Origin of the sequence: Desulfurobacterium thermolithotrophum DSM 11699, assembly GCF_000191045.1 — a bacterium.
Classification (GTDB): domain Bacteria; phylum Aquificota; class Aquificia; order Desulfurobacteriales; family Desulfurobacteriaceae; genus Desulfurobacterium; species Desulfurobacterium thermolithotrophum.
In genome coordinates this window covers 1141802-1160513 of the sequence record NC_015185.1, presented here as the reverse complement: position 1 = coordinate 1160513, position 18712 = coordinate 1141802, and the positions used below count along the sequence as shown (strand labels likewise).

Annotated in this window: 13 protein-coding genes and 1 pseudogene; 3 read left to right on the top strand and 11 right to left on the bottom strand. The window is 32.8% G+C overall.

The genetic code is table 11. The features are described from left to right. Nucleotides 1–26: 26 nt before the first annotated feature. From DESTER_RS05950 to DESTER_RS05935, 4 genes are all read right to left on the bottom strand, one after another. Nucleotides 27–1961 (bottom strand): transglycosylase domain-containing protein, encoded by a 1935-nt coding sequence (locus DESTER_RS05950; protein WP_013638748.1) that lies wholly within the window; start codon nucleotides 1959–1961, stop codon nucleotides 27–29. Nucleotides 1962–1976: 15 nt separating this feature from the next. Continuing rightward, complete coding sequence (locus DESTER_RS05945; protein ID WP_041737879.1) at nucleotides 1977–2498, bottom strand: adenine phosphoribosyltransferase; 522 nt, start codon at nucleotides 2496–2498, stop codon at nucleotides 1977–1979. Between the two features lie 61 nt (nucleotides 2499–2559). Next, entirely contained in the window at nucleotides 2560–5094 is a 2535-nt protein-coding gene (locus tag DESTER_RS05940; RefSeq protein ID WP_013638746.1) for a homocysteine S-methyltransferase family protein, read from the bottom strand. Nucleotides 5095–5108: 14 nt separating this feature from the next. Further along, nucleotides 5109–6575 (bottom strand): FAD-dependent oxidoreductase, encoded by a 1467-nt coding sequence (locus DESTER_RS05935; RefSeq protein ID WP_013638745.1) that lies wholly within the window; start codon nucleotides 6573–6575, stop codon nucleotides 5109–5111. 196 nt (nucleotides 6576–6771) lie between these two features. Here DESTER_RS05935 and DESTER_RS05930 point away from each other — a divergent pair. From DESTER_RS05930 to DESTER_RS05920, 3 genes and pseudogenes are all read left to right on the top strand, one after another. Beyond that, nucleotides 6772–7850: pseudogene (locus DESTER_RS05930) on the top strand (IS481 family transposase). Nucleotides 7851–7974: 124 nt separating this feature from the next. Further along, complete coding sequence (locus DESTER_RS05925; protein ID WP_013638744.1) at nucleotides 7975–8181, top strand: cold-shock protein; 207 nt, start codon at nucleotides 7975–7977, stop codon at nucleotides 8179–8181. Between the two features lie 93 nt (nucleotides 8182–8274). Then, entirely contained in the window at nucleotides 8275–9522 is a 1248-nt protein-coding gene (locus DESTER_RS05920; RefSeq protein WP_041737468.1) for a DEAD/DEAH box helicase, read from the top strand. 50 nt (nucleotides 9523–9572) lie between these two features. Here the strand turns inward: DESTER_RS05920 and DESTER_RS05915 are convergent, their stop codons facing one another. Genes DESTER_RS05915 through DESTER_RS05885 form a run of 7 tightly spaced genes read right to left on the bottom strand, consistent with a single transcriptional unit; the run spans nucleotide 9573 to nucleotide 18710 of the window. Further along, on the bottom strand, nucleotides 9573–12614 hold the full coding sequence (locus DESTER_RS05915; RefSeq protein ID WP_013638742.1) for an efflux RND transporter permease subunit: 3042 nt from the start codon (nucleotides 12612–12614) through the stop codon (nucleotides 9573–9575). After that, complete coding sequence (locus DESTER_RS05910; protein ID WP_013638741.1) at nucleotides 12611–13663, bottom strand: efflux RND transporter periplasmic adaptor subunit; 1053 nt, start codon at nucleotides 13661–13663, stop codon at nucleotides 12611–12613. The genes DESTER_RS05915 and DESTER_RS05910 overlap by 4 nt, the downstream gene beginning before the upstream one ends. Continuing rightward, the gene (locus tag DESTER_RS05905) at nucleotides 13660–14880 is read right to left on the bottom strand and encodes a TolC family protein (RefSeq protein WP_013638740.1); all 1221 of its coding nucleotides are present in this window, start codon (nucleotides 14878–14880) and stop codon (nucleotides 13660–13662) included. Before DESTER_RS05905 ends, DESTER_RS05910 begins: the two co-directional genes overlap by 4 nt. After that, nucleotides 14877–15617 carry a phosphatase PAP2 family protein gene (locus DESTER_RS08090; protein ID WP_013638739.1) on the bottom strand — a complete coding sequence of 247 codons (741 nt, stop codon included), beginning with the start codon at nucleotides 15615–15617 and terminating at the stop codon, nucleotides 14877–14879. The genes DESTER_RS05905 and DESTER_RS08090 overlap by 4 nt, the downstream gene beginning before the upstream one ends. Before the next feature lie 59 nt (nucleotides 15618–15676). Next, a complete protein-coding gene (locus tag DESTER_RS05895) occupies nucleotides 15677–17083 on the bottom strand; it encodes a sensor histidine kinase (protein WP_013638738.1) in 1407 nt (468 codons plus the stop codon). After that, nucleotides 17076–17747 carry a response regulator transcription factor gene (locus DESTER_RS05890; protein WP_013638737.1) on the bottom strand — a complete coding sequence of 224 codons (672 nt, stop codon included), beginning with the start codon at nucleotides 17745–17747 and terminating at the stop codon, nucleotides 17076–17078. The genes DESTER_RS05895 and DESTER_RS05890 overlap by 8 nt, the downstream gene beginning before the upstream one ends. A gap of 30 nt (nucleotides 17748–17777) precedes the next feature. Beyond that, nucleotides 17778–18710 carry an acetyl-CoA carboxylase carboxyltransferase subunit alpha gene (locus tag DESTER_RS05885; protein ID WP_013638736.1) on the bottom strand — a complete coding sequence of 311 codons (933 nt, stop codon included), beginning with the start codon at nucleotides 18708–18710 and terminating at the stop codon, nucleotides 17778–17780. Nucleotides 18711–18712 lie beyond the last annotated feature (2 nt).

Genomic DNA, 18712 nt, shown 5'->3' with positions numbered 1-18712 from the left:
TTTTAAAGATCATTGTAAGTTTCTTTCTACTGAATTTTTGCTTTATCAGCTTTTTCGCCCAATGAATTTATCAATTCATCATAGTAAGCTTCTTTCATTTCCTCTTCGGGGAAGTGAGTTGGAAGAGGGTAGTTCTTTACTATTTCTTCGTATGGTGGTTCAAACTGCTCACAACCGTATTTTGAACAAAGTTCCTTGGCAATCTCAGCCCATGGAGGTGCAGCTACTCCTCCACCTGTAGCTCCCTTCCACATTGTTTCATAGCTATCCCTTCCAAACCATATGCTCATAATAAAAGAAGTTGTAAATCCTGTAAAGTAAGTATCTCTCCAATCATTAGTTGTACCTGTTTTACCAGCTACATCAAACCATTTTGTTAGATAAGATATCCTCTTTGCTGTTCCTTCCTTCACTACGTCCTGAAGTATAGATCTTATAAGCTGAATAGAAAAAGGATCTGAAACTGGTTTTATAGTTGGATATCCTTTATAAATTATTTTTCCATTTTTACTTCTTATTTCTGTTACCACGTAAGGTTCTTTTAGTATTCCATTGTCTTGAATTGCAGAATAGGCTCTTATAATTCTGTATAAATTTGCAGGAAAACTTCCTAGAACATAGGATAAGTCAAAAGGAGAGTCTTTCTTTATAAGTTCAAAGGCAATCATATTTTTTCTTATTTTTTGAGGAAAATTTAACGCTAAATAAATAGTTGCAACGTTTACTGAATGAATTAGAGCTTCTCTTACTTGAATAAAGGGAGTAAACTTTCCTGAATAATTTTCAGGTTTCCAAATTTTTTCTTCTCCCGTTTCGTTGTCAATTTGCCCAGTTGGAATTTCTAAAGGTTCGTTTGGAACGAAATCTAATGGAGACCACCCATTTTGAAAAGCAGTTAGATAAGTCATAGGTTTTGCTGTAGAACCTATTGGTCTTAAGACTTGGAAAGCTCTGTTAAATTTACTTGTTTTGTAATCTTTACCTCCAACGACAAATAGTACCTCTCCTTTTTTATTTATTGCCATTCCAGCACATTGAAGGTCTTCAAGTTTATGGATTTCTGAGTACTTTTGATCATATTTAGAAAGTATTTCTTGAGCAAACTTCTGAATTTCTTCGTCTATAGTGGTTTTTATCCTATATCCACTTGTAAATATAGAGTTGTATGGAACTAATCCTTTTCTCGCAATTTCAAATTTTACAAGGTCAAGCTCGTAACCGGCTGTTTTGGGTTTATTAGGTTTTTCAAGAGGAGTAAGTGGCTCATTAATAGCCTTTTCATACTCTTTTCTTGAAATGTATCCTGCTTTTAACATTTTTTTCAAAATGAAATCTCTTCTCTTCTTAGCTCTTACTGGATGTTTAAAAGGGTTGTAATATTCAGGACCCCTAATGATTCCTGCAAGAAGTGCGCACTGAGCTAGAGTAAGTTGTTTAAGATCACTTACTCCAAAGAGAACCCATGCAGCAGCTTTTACTCCATAAGCTCCATTTGAAAGATAAACGTAGTTTAAATATAGCTCAAGGATTTCCTTTTTCGTTAACTTTTCTTCTAGCTCTCTTGCAAGTGCAAGTTCTTTTAACTTTCTTTCTACAGTTCTTTTAGGAGACAGATACACCATTTTTGCAAGTTGTTGAGTAATTGTACTTCCCCCTTGGACTACTTTTCCTTTTGAAATATCTGTTACTGCTGCTCTAAGAATTCCAAGGGGGTCTATACCTTTATGTTCAAAGAACCTTTCATCTTCTGCTGTTATAACTGCTCTTATTAAGTTTTCTGGTATCTCTTTATAAGATGCATAGATTCTAAATTTTCCTTTATAGAAAAAGCCAATAATATGTCCATCTCTATCATATATTGTCGATGCAAACTTTGGTAAAAGTTTTTCTTTATACTCTGAAGATGCAAGTGCGTTAATACTAAGCATAAAGAAACAGATTAACAAAAAGAATCTATTCACTGTACTTCTCCATCGTTAAAACTTAATGAGTGAAAATACAGGATAACCTCTATCTGTGATTTTTTTCCTTCCATTAAGGAATGTTAGCTCAAGAAGGAAATCAACACTTACGATATTTCCTCCCAACTTTTCAACAAGATCAATAGCTGCACTCATTGTTCCACCAGTTGCAAGAACATCATCAATAAGGACAACTTTCATTCCTTTTTGAATAGCATCTTCATGAACTTCTATCTTGTCTTCTCCGTATTCAAGTGTATAGGTAGCACTTATAGTTTTGTAAGGAAGCTTTCCAGGTTTTCTAATAATTGCAAGACCTGCTCCTATTTTGTAAGCAAGAGCTGAAGCAAGAATAAAACCTCTAGATTCTATTCCTGCAACTATGTCAACTCCAAGACCAATATATCTATTTCCTATGTAGTCTATAATTTTTTGAAAAGCCCAAGGCTTGTGGAGTAAAGGAGTAATATCTTTAAAAATGATGCCAGGTTTTGGAAAGTCTGGAATATCTCTTATTAAAGACTTTAACTCCTGTATTTCCTTGTGAACGTTAAGGTCTGTTTCATTGATGTAATTTTCCATTTTACGTCCTCCTTTGCTAATCTGAAATGTTTAAAATTTTCCTCACTATTTTAACAGCTTCTTGTGCATCTTCACTGTAGTGTCCTCCTATTTCTTTAGCATATTCAGGAGTTACAACAGCACCACCGACAATTACAGGAACATCAAGTCCTGCTTCTCTTAACTTTTTTATAGTTTCTTCCATGGACGGTAAAGTTGTTGTCATAAGAGCACTTAGACCTACAACATCTGCTTTTTCCTTTTTGGCAACCTCTACTATTTTTTCTGGAGGAACGTTTGTACCAAGATCTATCACTTCAAATCCGCTGTTTTCAAGCATTGTTATTACAATGTTCTTACCTATTTCGTGAACATCTCCATAAACTGTTGCCATTACAATTTTTCCATCTACTTTTACGTTTCCTCCTCTTTTTTTGACTTCTCTTTTAATAATTTCAAAGGCTGATTGAACTGCTTGAGCAGATCTAAGCATTTGGGGAAGAAAGATTTCTCCCTTTTCAAATCTTTGTCCAACAACGTCAAGAGCAGGAATTAAAGCTTTATCGCTTATTTCCATAGGTTCAAACTCTTTTAAAGCTTCTTCAGTTGGTTTAATTATTCCTTCTTTATCTCCTTCAAGAACTTTTTTGAAGATTTTTCCTAAAATTCCTGGCGGAATACTTTCATCTTCTTTACTTTTGTCTTCCTCTAAGGATTTTTTTTTCTTCTTACCTTCACTTTCTACTTCAAAACTTATTTTTTCTCCTTCTAAGAAAGCGCAAGAAATCTGACAAATCTTTCTAAGGAGCTCTCTGCACTCTTTGTCCTCTGTTTTAGGTTTATAGTTTTGAAACTTTTCAACGTAACGAGTAGCTCCTTTGTCTTTTCCAACTAACACGTCTGAAGCATAGATAGTTTCTACCATTCTCGAATCAGCTGGATTAACAATTCCAGAATCAAGTCCTGCTTCTATTGCCATGGCCATAAAGGATGAGTTAAGAAGAGATCTTCCTGGAAGCCCGAAAGAAACGTTACTTACACCAAGAGTAGTTGCAATTCCATGTCTTTCCTTAACAATTCTTATTGCTTTAAGAGTTTCTCTTGTTGCTTCCTGCATTGCACTTGCTGCAAGATTTAAAACATCTGCAATTATGAAATCTTTTGGTATTTCAAGTTTTTGACATTCTTCTACTAATTTATCTATAATGGCTGCTCTATCTTCGGCTTTTTCTTTTAGCCCTTCATCATCAATTCCAAGAACAAGAATATTTGCACCGTATTTTTTTACAAGTGGAAGTATGTTCTTTATGTCTTTTTCTTCTCCTGAACAAGAATTGACTATCGGCTTTCCATCACACATTTTTAAGGCTCTTTCAACAGCTTCAGGATCCTTACTGTCTATCATTATTGGAACGTTAACAGTTTCAATGACTGTTCTTACTGCTTTTTCCATTGCTTGTGCTTCGTTAATCCCTGGAACCCCAACGTTAACATCAAGTATATCTGCTCCCTCTTCTACTTGCTTTTTAGCTTCTTCCTTTACTAACGAGAAATCTTTTTTCTTTAAAGCTTCTTGGAGTTTTTTCTTTCCAGTTGGATTTATTCTCTCTCCAATTATTCTTGTTGGATGGTTAGTTCCAATTATTACAAGTTCTGTTCTGCTTGCAACCTTTAATCCTTTAGTAGGATTTTTCTTAATAGGTTTTAGAGTTTTAACTGCTTCTTTGATGGCCTTTATGTGTTCTGGAGTAGTTCCACAACAGCCACCAATTATGTTTGCACCTGCTTCTACAAAAAGAGGTGCATATTTTTCAAAAGTTTCTGGAGGTTCAGGATAGTAAGTCTTTCCATCTTTTAAAACAGGAAGGCCAGCATTTGCATAAATGATAATTGGAGTATCTGTAATATTAGCCATTCTTTTTATAAGATCAACAAAGCTTTCAGGACCAAGTGAACAATTTGCACCAATAGCAGCAACACCAAAACCTTCAAATATTGCTGCAGAGACTTCAGGCGGAGTTCCAAGAAGAGTTCTACCATCAGCTTGATAAGTCATGCTTACCATTATAGGTAAATCACAAACTTCTTGAGCAGCAACAACTGCTGCTTTTGCTTCTTTTGTGTCGGACATTGTTTCAATCAAAACAAGGTCGGCACCTGCTTCGGCACCAGCTTCTATTTGTTCTTTAAAAACATCCACAAGTTCGTCAAAAGTATAGTCTCCAACAGGTTCTACAAATACACCTGTCGGGCCGACAGAAAGTGCAACTAAGGCCTTATCTTTTGCTGCTTCTTTTGCAATCCTAACTCCTGCAGCAGTTAGCTCTTTTACTCTATTTTCAAGACCATAGTGAGAAAGTTTGATCCTATTACTGCCAAAAGTGTTTGTTTCTATGATATCTGCTCCAGCTTCTATGTACTCTCTATGGATTTCTTTCAAAATTTCTGGTTTTTCCATATTAAGGAGCTCTGGAGCATAATTGACGTCTACTCCTTTCCTCATAAGCATTGTTCCCATTCCACCATCTAAGACCCATATCTTTTCTGAGTCTCTAAAAGGGTTCTCTTTCAACGAAGACCTCCTTGTTAGCTTTCAACTTTTTTGCCACAGTGTTGGCAGAGAGAGCTCTCAGAAATAATAAACAAATTTTCTCCAGAAGTTTTTTCTGGCTTTGGATGATAAAAGTCAACAGTAAACCATGCTCTTTCCCATAAACCTAGTTTCTTTAAGATTTCATAAGCGGCAATTCTTCCATCTCTAACCGCATTGACCACTGAGGAAACACCGCTCAACGAATCTCCAACTACAAAAACTCCGTTCTCAAAAAGTTTTTTTCCCGAAACGCCAAATACTTTAAAAATTTCCTTATCTTTTTCAAAACCTATTGCAGGAACTAAGTAATCAAAGTAAACTTCTCCACAAGAGAACTTTACTTTCTTGTTCTCTACTAATATAGGTTGACAGTTTGTATATATTTTCACTCCTTCCCTTATGGCAGCATTTATTTCTCTTTGTTGAGCTTTAATCTCAGTAGCGTTTCCTCTATAAAAGACAAAAGCTTCTCCTTCTTTTTTTATCGTAAGTCTTGCAACGTCAAAGGCAGTATCTCCAGCTCCAATGACTACAACTTTCTTTCCTTTTAGTTTCGGGGGATTCTTTAAAAAAGAGAGAGGATAAAGAATTTTTGGATTTCCCTTTGTAGGAATATCTAACTTTTTCTCTTTCTGTGCTCCCGTTGCAATAACGACAAAATCATAATTTTTTAGCCTTGAGTTAACTTTAGTGTTAAGAAATACTTTAATATTTTTAAATGAAGTTAGAAATTCAATTTCCTTTCTTAGAAGAACTTTGTTAAGTTTAAAATCGGGAATTACATGTAAGAGTCCTCCAAGCTCACTTTCCTTTTCAAAGATATCAACTTTTATACCCGCAGAAGCAAGATAGTAAGCTACTGTTAATCCAGCAGCTCCTCCGCCCACAACTGCAACCTTTTTGTTGATAATTGGGAATACAGGTTCTCTCTCTATTATCTCTATTTCTTCAAGAACTTTTTTTCCAAACTCTTTATGAACTTCTCTTATTTTTAATGGTCTTTCTGGAAGAGTGCCACACTTTGTTTCGCACTGGGCTGGACAAATTTCTCCAAGAGTAAAAGGAAATGGAGCTCGCGTCATAAAGGAACCAAAAGCTTTCTTGAAATCTCCCGATTCGCAATAGCTCATAAAGGTTGGAATATTAACGTTTGTAGGACAGAAATCTTCGCATGGAGATGTTTCTCTTTTAGTTCCTCTTTTTGCATCAAGAAGTTGCAAAATATAAAGAAAAAACTGAGATAAAATGAGGGTCACTGAACCATAGTTGAGTTTAAAGCCTATTAAGTAGAGATAGTAAAAAGGAAAAAGAAATATCAACAAAAAAGCAAGTCCTGAAATCCAACGTCTTTGGTATAACTGTCCAAGTCCTGGAAAAAGTAGCGAAAGGTAGAAAGCTTTCTTTCGCTCTTTTAGAATCCGTTTTCCTCTTATATGAAATTCAAAATCAGGAAAATTCAATTCATATACCCTTAAAACGTTAGTTTGTAAATCAACGAAGTTACCCTATAAAATAATAGGGGATTAAATTCAGATTTCAATTTTGTGACTTCCTCTCTTCATTAAAGATTTGTATTTCTAACGATTATTGTTGAAGTTCAGATAGAAGGTGGACACCCTAAAATAACCTTTGAATCCCAGAAGGAGGTGTCCACCGATGAAACAATTGAAAAGATTCAAAGGAACATCCCTCCATATATCAAGCACAAATACAGCATTCAAAGAAACCCTGAAAGAAGGAAGAAGAGTAAAAAAGAAACTTGACCTAACAAAAGACAGAAATGTTAAAAGGAGACTCAAATGGATAGAGTATTACCACAAAACAGGCAACGCCAGAAAAACATGCAGATACTTTGGCATCAGTCCAACAACCTTCTACAAGTGGAAAAAAAGATACGACAAGTACGGGATAGAAGGACTCCAAGACAGAAACAAAAGACCTCATAAAGTAAGACAACCCCAAACAGAACCTGAAATAGAACACATCATCGTCACAATAAGGGAAAAATTCCCAACCTGGAGCAAAGAAAAGATAGCAGCCTTCATGGAAAGATACCTAAATGTAAAAATATCATCCTCTACAGTTTACAGGGTTCTCAAAAGACACGGACTAATAGAAAGAACCTGGAAACTAAAAAGTACCTACAAGAGGAAGAAACAGAAAGGGAAAAAGAACCGCACCAGAAAAGGACTAAGAGCAGACAAACCAGGAACAATCCTCATGGACGTTAAATACCTCTACTGGTGCGGTAAAACCTTTTACCAGTTCACGGCAATAGACAAGTTCACCCGAATAGCATTTGCCAAGGTTTATTCTACAAAAAGCAGCAGGAGCGGAAGAAGGTTTTTTGAAGAACTTGAAAAATTTCTTCCCTTCAAGATAGAGAAAGTTCAAACGGATAACGGGAGCGAATTTTTAGGGGAGTTAGACGAATATCTTAAAAGAAAAGGGATAGAACATACTTTAGTTATCCGAAATCTCCCAAGACTAATGCGCATGTAGAAAGGTTTATTCAAACGACAGAAAGTGAACTATGGATGATAGAAGGAACAGAACCGACTGTTGATGAGATGAATAAAAAACTTTTTGAGTATTTAAAGATTTACAACTTTCTTAGACCCCATCACTCTTTAAATTACAAGACTCCCGCTGAGAAGTTTGAGGACTATATTAGAAGTCATCAAGGTGTCCACCATGTATTGAACTCGAACAGAGCCTTGACAAATGTTAAATAAGGTTTAAATTAGAGTTAAATTCTTTAAAGAAGGCAGTACCGGAAATACGAAAGCCCTGAAGGCATGCCGTTTCTGCCTTCAGGGCTTTTTTACTTTAAGATGAATTTAAGGAGAGGTAAGACACATGGAGAAGCTTGTTGGAACAGTTAAGTGGTTTGATTCAAAGAAAGGATACGGCTTTATAACAGCCGACAACGGACAGGATGTATTTGTTCACTACACAGGAATTGCAGGTACAGGTTTCAGGACTCTTGAAGAGGGCGAAAGAGTTTCTTTTAACATCACTGAAAGCAACAAAGGTTTGAAAGCTGTTGATGTTGAGAGAGTTTAATTAAAAATTAAACTTAATTAAAATCAGTTGCCACGGCTTACGTCTGAAACGGCGGCGTGAGTCGTGGCAATTTTTATTAAGAAGGGAGAAAAAATGGAATTTACGTTCAATCAACTTGATTTAAAAGTTCAAAAGTCTTTGGAAGAAATGGGATTTGAGAGTCCTACTCCTATTCAGAAAGAAGCGATTCCTCTTGCTCTTGAAGGATACGACATTGTAGGACAAGCCCAAACAGGAACAGGGAAAACTGCAGCCTTTGGTATCCCTATAATAGAAAACATAAATTCGCGAGAAAGAGGTGTTAAAGCAATAGTTCTTACTCCTACAAGAGAATTAGCAATACAGGTAGCTCATGAACTTTCTCTTATAGGAAAGAATAAAGGAGTTTCTGCATATCCGATTTATGGGGGCGTTTCTATTGAGAGACAAGCAAATATTCTAAAAAGAGGAAGAAATCAGATAGTTGTCGGAACTCCCGGAAGAGTAAAAGACTTAATAAGTAGAGGACTTTTAAAGCTTGATAGGGTAAGATTTGCTGTTTTAGATGAAGCTGATCAGATGCTTGATATGGGATTTATAGAAGATATTGAAGAAATCCTTTCTAAGACACCTAGAGAAAAACAGACTTTATTATTTTCTGCAACTATGCCTTACGAAATTAGAAAGCTTATAGACAACTATCTTAAGTCAGGTTATAAAACCATTAAAGTTGGAAAAAATCTAATAACTCCAAAGGTTCATCAGAGGATTATTTTTGTTAAAAGCGAAGATAAGTTAAAGGCTTTAGAAAAGCTTTTAAAAGAACATCAAGGAACCTCTACAATTGTTTTTGTTAAAACAAAAAGAGATGCTGCAGAGATAGAGAAGGAGCTCCAAAAAAGAAGTATCAATGCCAGAGCAATTCATGGGGATCTTTCTCAAAGACAGAGAGAAAATGTGATGAAAGCCTTTAAGGAGGGTAAAGTAAAGACCCTCGTGGCAACCGATGTTGCGGCAAGAGGTATTGATATCAAAGACGTAGGATTAGTCATAAACTATGAACTTCCAGAAAATCCTGAAAGCTATGTTCACAGAATCGGAAGAACTGGAAGAGCTGGTAGAGAAGGAACTGCAATCAGTTTGGTCGCAGATAATGAAAAAAGGAGAATTTACAGGATAAAGGGATTGAAGCACATTAAGCCAGAAAAATTTAAAGCAAATGATTTAAGAGATCTTAAACAAGACCTCCTTTCTGCCGACGTTGGTAAAGTTTCAGAAAAAATTAGAAAAGTAGCTAAGGAGCTCTTAAGAGAAAGAGATCCTGAAGAAGTTATTTCTCTTTTAATAGCTAAACTAATTTAAATTTTTGCGCCCCCAAATTAAATAGTCAAAATGAGGGGGCTTAATTTAACTTAGATTGCTTTTTTCTTTATAAAGTGGAAGAACATAGGGATAATCCATAAATTAACAAAAATTGCAAACAATAATCCTCCAATAATTGCTATTGCCATATCTTGAAGTATTTGGGTACCACTTCCAATAGTCAATGCTATTGGAAGCATAGCAAAAGAGTTAGATAGCATGGTCATCATTATAGGTCTAAATCTTGTAGATGTAGCAGCTACAATTTTTTCTGTTTCTGAAAGGTGATTTTTTTCACTCATCTTGTAAAAGTCAAAGATTAATATGTTGTTGTTAATGGCAATACTGAGAACTATTAGCATTCCCATGAAAGCTGTAATATCAAGCGGTTTTGCTGTTAAAAGCAAAGCCATAAAAACCCCTATAAGTGTCAAAATGAGTGCCAATAAAGTAGAAATAGATATTTTGAAATCTCCAAACTGAAACATTAGAGCAGTTAGTATGATAACTATCGATAGGATTATTACAAAAAGCATTTCTTTAAATGATTTTTGTTGTTCTTTGTAAAATCCAGAAATAACGGGAGAAATACTAGAAGAAATTTTAGCCTCTTTTATAACTTTTTGGATTATTTCAACAGCTTTAGACATATTGTTTCCTTTGAATCTTAAAGTTATTACAGAAACTGGGGAAAGATTGTAATGTGTTATTTCTGGTACTTTATCTTTAAAAGAAATATCTACTACATAAGAAATAGGGATTAATTTTCCTAATTTAGGAGAATAAACCTTTAATTTTTGAATTTCAAAAAAACTTTTTTTCTGAGAAGATAAAAGACGAATATTAATTATTTTTTCTCCTTGCATAATATTTCCTATTACTTTTCCCCAGTAGATACTGTACAGTTGGTTATATATATCATTAACTGTTATTCCATAGAGAGCTTCTGCATCTGGTTTAACACTTATTTGGATTGAAGGAGAAACATAGTTAGTTTTGAGATTTACTTCTTCTAAAAGTGGTTGTTTCCTTAATATATCTCGAAGATACTGACCGGTTTTTATAAGTTTCTCTGGATCGGAACCGTAAAGGATGATGGAAATAGGAGCTTCTGCTCCCATTATATCTCCTAATCTATCTTCCAATACTTGGGGTAAATCAAATTCCTGTAAGTTTGGAAAGCGGGAAAGAACCTTTGCTCTGAGTTCTTCTTTAATCTGGAAAATACTACGTTTTCTATTACTTTTTAAGACAACAAGAAAATCTCCTTTACTTGGTTGAGTAACAATGTGTCCTAAGGAAGTTCCTATTCTTAGTGTCCAGTTTTCTACTTCAGGAATACTATTTATTATTTTTCCTATTTCCATGGCTTCTTTGTAAGCTTCTTCTAAAGAAGTTCCTGGAGAAAATGAAAAATCTACTACGAGATTTCCTTCATCCCATTTAGGTAAAAATGTTGAAGGTAATGCTTTGTAAAGAACAAAAGTCGTTAATATACCTATGATAATTAAAGGAACCGAAAGATAATCGTATTTGAGAGCTCTTCTTAAAAAGTTGGCATACTTTTCTTTAAGTCTTTCTATCAAGTCAACTTTTTTCTCTTCTTTTTGAGGTAAAAGAATATAAGCTACTATAGGAACAAAAAATATAGCTAAAATTTGGGATATTATGTATGTTGCAACCAATACCAAAGCTAACTGTTTAAAGAAAACTCCTACAATTCCAGAAACTAAAAGCAACGGAATAAAAACAATGATTGAAATAAGAGTTGCAACGGTCATTATGGGAATTATCTCTTTTGAGCCTTCAATTACAGCAGTTAACTTATCTTTTCCTTTTCGTAAGTGTCTTTCTATGTTCTCTGTTACTATGATTATGTGATCAATTAGTCCGCCTATAGCAGCTGCTAGTCCACCAAGAGAAAAAAGATTAAAGTCCAGCTTAGTAATCTTAATTCCAATTATCGTTATGAAAAAAATTACAGGAATTGTGAGTAAAGTAGCCAAAGAAAGTTTAACTTTTCGTAGGAACAGGTATATGATAAAAACAGCAATTACACTTCCAAGTAGTATAGCATCTCTTACGCTTTTAATGGCTTCTTCTATAAAGAGAGTAGAATCATAAGATTTTTTAATTATTATTCCTTGCTTTTTTAATGAAGCATTTATCTTTCCTAAGAGTTCATCAACGTTTTTTACTACTTCTACTGAGTTAGCGTTTGGTTGACGAAGAAGATTAAATACAACAGCGTTTTTGTACCCTGAAAATGCAGAAATTGACTTTACAGGAGTATGAGATTTAACGATTATAGCTATATCGGAAAGACTAATGAATTTGCTGTTTGAAACAGGAATTTTAATTTTTAAGAGTTTGTATATGTCTTTAGACTTTTGATACAAAGAAATAATATATTGTTTATGGGGAGAATCTAATTTTCCAAGGAATTTGATTTTAGTTTGTTCTCTTAAAATTGATACTACTTTACCGATATCTATGTTGTAGTTTGCAAGTTTTTTTAAATCAACAATTACGTGATATTCTTCCCATTCAGGTGCCTTTATTTCTATGTCATAAACTCCTTTAATAGAAAGAAAGAGGGGTTTAAGTTGATAATAAAGAATTTCTGTTAATTTATCTCGTGGCAAAGAATTGGAACATATAGCGTATATCGCTATTGGATAAATACTTGGAGTTGCTTGTCTTACTACTACATTAGCAGTTGAAGGTAATCTGTTTTTTAGTTCTGCAACTCTTGCCTGAACAAGTTGATAGGCCAAATATGGATTTATTTTCCAGTCAAAGTATATGTTTATTTCCGTTGAACCAACTGAAGTTTTGGAAACTATCTTTTCTGCATCTTGAACCGTTTTTAGAGATTCTTCTGCTGGTTTAGTAACTTCTGAAAGCATTTGCTCTACGGGAACAAAGCCATTTTCAATAGTTACCTCAATTCTTGGGAAAAAAACGTTAGGGAAAACACCTCTTGGTATATCTTTTGATACTAAATAACCAACAAGAGATAGTATTAAGAGGGTTAGTGAAATAGCAAACTTTCTTTGTAATATGAATAAAAAGATTTTTTCTCCTTTCATCTTATTGTTACCTCTGTTCCATTTTGAAGCCGGTAAGAATTAGAAATAACTATAAGGTCTTTGGATGATAAATTTCCTGTTACTAATACTTCATTACCTAAATCTTTTAAAACATTTATTTGTTTCATTATTGCTTTATTGTTTTTCACTATAAACAAGATGGGCTTATTGTCCTTTATGACTATAGCTTCTTTGGGAACTACAAGTCCTTTTAGTTTTTTTATAGAAATCTTAGCAGTAAACTTATAGTTTAAAGGAAGAGATAGACTGTTAATACCTGAAACCTTAACTTCTACTAAGTTTCCGTTGGTAATAGGAATAACCTCTTTAATTTTTCCTATATACCATTTCTTAAGAATTCTTACTTTTAATTTTTTATTTGTTTTTATTTCGGAGAGATACTCAATTGGAAGATATAAGGATAAATAAGTTTTTTGGAAATTATAGACTTTTGCTATTTGTGTACCAATTTTGATGTATCCTTTGTTAGGAACTATTTCTAAAACATATCCATTACACGGAGATATTATCTTAGAGTAATTTTCTTGAAACTGAAGTATTCTGAGTTGATGCTGTAAATTCTCAAGTTCTATTTTTTTATTCAAAATAGTATTTTTTAGATTAACTAAATCGTTTTTAGATATTAATCCTAATTGAAATAACTCTTGGTAATTTTTTAATTTTTTATTAAAGTTTAAGAGCTCTCCTTTTACAAGACTTATTTTATTTTTTAAGGAAAGTACCTTTGTTTTTAAAATTTCATTTTGGATCTCAGCAATTACTTTTCCTTTTTTTACAGAATCTCCTTTTCCTACATATGTTGTAATGTATCCTTCTGTTTTTGAGGTAATAGCACAAACATTACTTAAATCTATTTGTCCAGGAACTTCCACAGTTATATCTGAAATTTTTTCTATAGGTTTAAAAACTTTTACTGGTACTCTTGTTTTCTTTACTATATGTGGAATTTCGTCGTCATCAAAATCAAAAGCGTAAAGCTTACTTGACATAATAAATATAAAGACCAGTGCGTATAAAAGCTTTTTCATCTGTAAATATCTCCTTTTGATAGATGTTTTAATAGCTGATATTTAAGGTAGATTCTATATTTCGTTTTTATATAAGATTCTTTTGCTGATACGTATTCTTTATAATAATTGTCAAGTATTGTGAAATCACAAAGTTTCATTTCATACGCTTTTTCGTACTTATCAAGAATGTCTTTTAGAGCTCTACACCTTTTTTTAAGTAAACTAAGACTTTTTAGCCCTGAAGAAACAGAGTTATATAAAGAATTGATCTTTTGGATTAGCCGTATCTTTTCTTGGTGTTTAAGTATATTTAAAGTTTTTTCCTTTGTTTTTATACTCAGTAATTTATACTTCTTTCCATTATTAAACACTTTAAAATTTAAAGATGCTCCTATAGAGTACTGATTTCCATTTCCTGTTGGATCTTTATTGATCTGATATTCAGAAAAAATAGAAAGAGTGGGAAGCCAATAATTCTTTTCCTTGAGGTAGGTTGTTTTTAAAATCTTTTTATCCAATTCTAATAGCTGTAAGTCTGGATTGTTGTGTAAGACTTTAGCCTTTAAAGACTGCAGATTTTCTAATTTATTAGGTAACTTGACTTTTTCTAATTTAACTTCTTTAATCCCACACAAAGTTTTAAGATTTTTTTCGATAATATTTATATTTCCTTTGTAATTTACAAGTTTTTCTTTTTCTTTTAGAAGTTGTGATTCCCATTTACTTGATTCTATACTTGGAAAAATACCACGACTAATAGCTTTTTGAGTAAATCTTAAGTTTTTTCTTATCCAAATAATCCTCTCCTCTTGTAGCTTAAGTAATTCGTTGTACATCAAAAGAGATGTATATAAACTTAATATATTTTTAAAGAGTAACTGTTTATCTTTTTTAACAAGAACATTTGACTTTTCTTTCTGAATTTCATTTATTCTTACATCGTATTGTGTTTTATTGAAAAGATCAATGTCGTCTGATATAGCTATTAAAGAAAAATTATATGGATGTGTAAGTTTTGTATCTATCCTTGAATAAGAAATCTGAGAATTTAGATTTAAAAATCTATTCTTTTTTAAGACTTTGTTAAGCTGATCATAATACTCTTGATTGAGAGAAAACTTTTTACTTAAAAGTAGATTTTTCTCTGCTTGTTTAAATAATTCAACAATTTCTTCACCTTTAGTATTTTGATAACTTAAAATAAGTATTAATGCAATAATCCATTTCTTTTTCAAAATCTTACCCCTACCATTAAGTTGTTTTTACTAGGCAGTAGTACTATTTTTTTGTTTAAATGTCTTTTGGAAAAGAAATAACCAACTGCAAGACCTATACCAGAAGACATAACTGTATCTGATAGCCAGTGTTTATTCTTATAGACACGTGCAAAGTTAACAGATAGAGGAATTAGATAAAGAAGTGGTTGTTTATAGTAAACAGCATAAGGTGTAATCATCGACCATGCCATTACAGTATGCCCAGAAGGAAAGGAATGAAATAAAGTGTCTTTTTTAAATGGCTTAAATCTAAATGGATTATCAGTACCGTAAGGTCTTTTTCTACCAACAGCTATCTTAATACCTATTGTTAGTAGTCCAGCTGTTAATCCAGATTCAAAAGAGGTAACAGAGGCTTCTAAGAGTTTGTAGTTATTATTCAAAAATCCCCATGTGCCAAGAGCAGTTACTGCAGGAAAGAGAATATATCCACTTCCAAAATAATTTGTAAAGTCTGCGGTATTTTTCAACGTTGTATTCTGGTGATTCAAAACATACGTTCTTGTTCCCTTATCTAAAAAGAAACTAAATCCAAGGAGACCTCCAAATGTTAATAGCGAGTTCTTGTTAGCTTTTAACCCTTTAACTGTATAGAAAACATCTTTTTTATAGGTCTTTAATAAATTTGAAGAACTACCAGCAAAAGCGTTTACTACGTAACTAAACCATAAAACGAAGATAAAGAACCCTCTCATAAACTATCTCCTTAAAAATTTCTTTAAAAAAGAGTTAATATTTCAACCTTACAGATGCCTTACAAATTTTTCTTAAAAGCAATGTATATAGTTGTTCCTTTGTTGAGTTTACTTTCAATTTTAAGAGAAGCACGATGGAGCTCTGCTATTTCTTTAACGATTGATAAACCTATACCTGTTCCTGGTTCCTTTAAATCGCACTCTTTTACTGTGTAGAACTTTTCAAAGACTCTATTAATTTCTTTTTCAGGAATTCCTACACCAGTATCAGAGATACTAACTCTTAATTCCTGTTCTGTATTTTTTACATCAATATTAACACTTCCCCCGTATATATTGTATTTTATTGCATTTTCAAGAATATTTACAAAGAGCTGAATGAGAAGTGTTTTATCACCCTTAATTTTAAGAGATTTATCTTCCTGCAACTTAAAGCTTACTTTTATATTTTCTTTTTCTGCCAGAGGAGTTACAAGATTTATCGATTTTTTTATTACTTCCTTTAAATCAACTTCTTGAAAGGAAATTTTTTGTTTATCAAGTTCTATTCTAGAAAGAATAAGTAGCTTCTTTACAGTATCTGTCATTTGAGAAATTTCTTCTTTAATATTCTCTAAAATTTCCCTATATTCCTTTTGTTTTCTCTCTCTTCTGAGGGCTATTTCCACTTGAGATAGTATTACCGTTAATGGAGTTTTAAGCTCATGAGCAGCATTTGATAAAAAATTTTTTTGATTTTCTACAAGTCGAAAGATTCTATTCATTAAGTTGTTAAAAGTCTTAGCTAAAAATTTAAATTCTTGTGGACATTGATGTCCACAGTTAATTTTATAATTCCCAAAGTTTTTTTCAGAAATTGATTCTATCTTTAGGATAAGGTCTTCTAAATATTTAAATTCTGAGTTTAATTTTCGATAGATTATTAATCCTCCAAGGAACGTTACTCCTATTCCAAGTAGACTTATGCTAAGGACAAACACGTTAAGAGTCTTTTTTAAATCAGAAACATTTCTTCCTAGAATTAAGGAAACCCCTGGAATAGCACTATTTTCAACTTTTACTGTAGAAAAGAGATAATCATTGTTTTTTAGTTTTAATTGGAATGTAGGTGACTGAAAGCTTATGTTTTTAGGAAATTCTGGCAAAGAACTATAAATTACTTTGTTATCTTTAACTAATACTAATACTGATTCTTTATTTTTAGGATTATATGTTTTAAGTGTTTCTTCAGATATACAAATGTTAGAAATCCTGACATCGGGTAATTTACATTCTTCACCGTCATTTTCATCTATTAAATCGTTTAGTATCTCTTGAGATTCTGCTTTTAGGGAATCTTCTGTAATATGTAAACTTATTTCTTTTAATAAAAATGCAGAAGCAATACTTAGAAAAACTACTAAAAAGCTCATAATTAAAATAGAAAAAAGAATAATTCTTCCTTTGAAGGACTCTTTTTTAATCATCTTTTATCATATATCCAAATCCTTTAATAGTATGTATTAGCTTTAGAGGATAGTCTTTATCTATTTTCTTTCTTAATCTATTGATTAAAACTTCTATAGCATTAATACTTACAAATCTATCTGTAGAGTAGAGACTATCTATAAGAAATTCTTTACTAATTACTCTGTTTTTATTTAAAGCAAGTAATGTTAAAGCTTTAAATTCTTTCTTTGTAAGTTTTATTTCATTTCCAGCTCTTTTTACAATCTTTTTGTTTAAATCGATTTCTAAGTCTTTTATTTTGATGAATGAAGTTTTGGATTCAGATTTTCTCCGAAGTAGAGCTCTTATCCGTGCAAGAAGTTCATCATAAGAAAAAGGTTTTGTTAGATAATCGTCAGCTCCACTATCTAAACCTTTTACTTTATCTTCTACAGAATCTTTTGCTGTTAGCATTAAAATGGGAGTTTTAACTCCCTCTTCTCTCAATTTTAACAAGAGCTCCATTCCATCTAACTTAGGAAGCATCACATCTAAGATAATAACATCGTAACCATAACATCTACCTAAGAAAAAACCTTCTTCTCCATCGTATGCTACATCCACAATATATCCTTCTTCTTCTAAACCTTTCTTTAAAGTATTTGCCAATAGTTTCTCATCTTCCACTAAAAGTATTTTCATCTCATTTCATTTTGAAATATTCGTAATTAGCTACCCAGCAATTTTTCTAAATTTTTCGTATCTCTGTTTTACAAGCTCTTGAGGAGTCATTTTCAAAAGTTCATTTAAAGCTTTTAGTACATGTTCTTTAAAGTTTTTAAAAGTAGTTTCGTAGTCTCTATGAGCTCCCTCTATTGGCTCTGGAATAATTCCGTCTATGGCTCCGAGTTTTAGAAGATCTTTTGAAGTAAGCTTAAGAGCCTCCGCAGCTTCTTTTACTTTATCTTGGGATTGCCATAAGATAGCTGCACAGCCTTCCGGAGATATAACAGAATAGATGGCATTTTCAAGCATTAGCAATTTATTGGCTACACTTATTGCTAAAGCCCCACCTGAACCTCCTTCTCCAATAACAACGCTGATTACAGGAACCCTCAGTTTTACCATTTCAAAAAGGTTCTTAGCTATTGCCTCTGATTGTCCGTGTTCTTCAGCTTCTATTCCAGGAAATGCTCCTGGAGTATCGACAAGAGTTACTATTGGTTTTCCTAGTTTTTCAGCTAACTTCATAACTCTTAACGCTTTCCTGTAATCTTCAGGAACTGGCATTCCAAAGTTTCTTGCTATCTTTTCTTTTGTATCTCTACCTTTTTCCTGTCCTATAATGCAAACTGGTATTCCTTCAAACTTTGCAAATCCGGCAACTATTGCTTTTCCATCTCCGTAATGTCTATCTCCATGGAGTTCAATAAAATCTGTAAACACATTGTTTATGTAGTCAATAGCATGAGGTCTATCAGGATGTCGGGCGATTTGAACTTTATCCCAGGGAGTAAGACTTTCATAAAACTCCTGTATTTTCTTCTGAAACTTTTTTTCAATTTCTTCTATCACCGGTTGTTCGAATCTTCCCATAGATTTTAATTCCTCTATTTTCTTTCTTAATCTATCAACCTTTTTCTCAAATTCAAACAGAATAGACATTT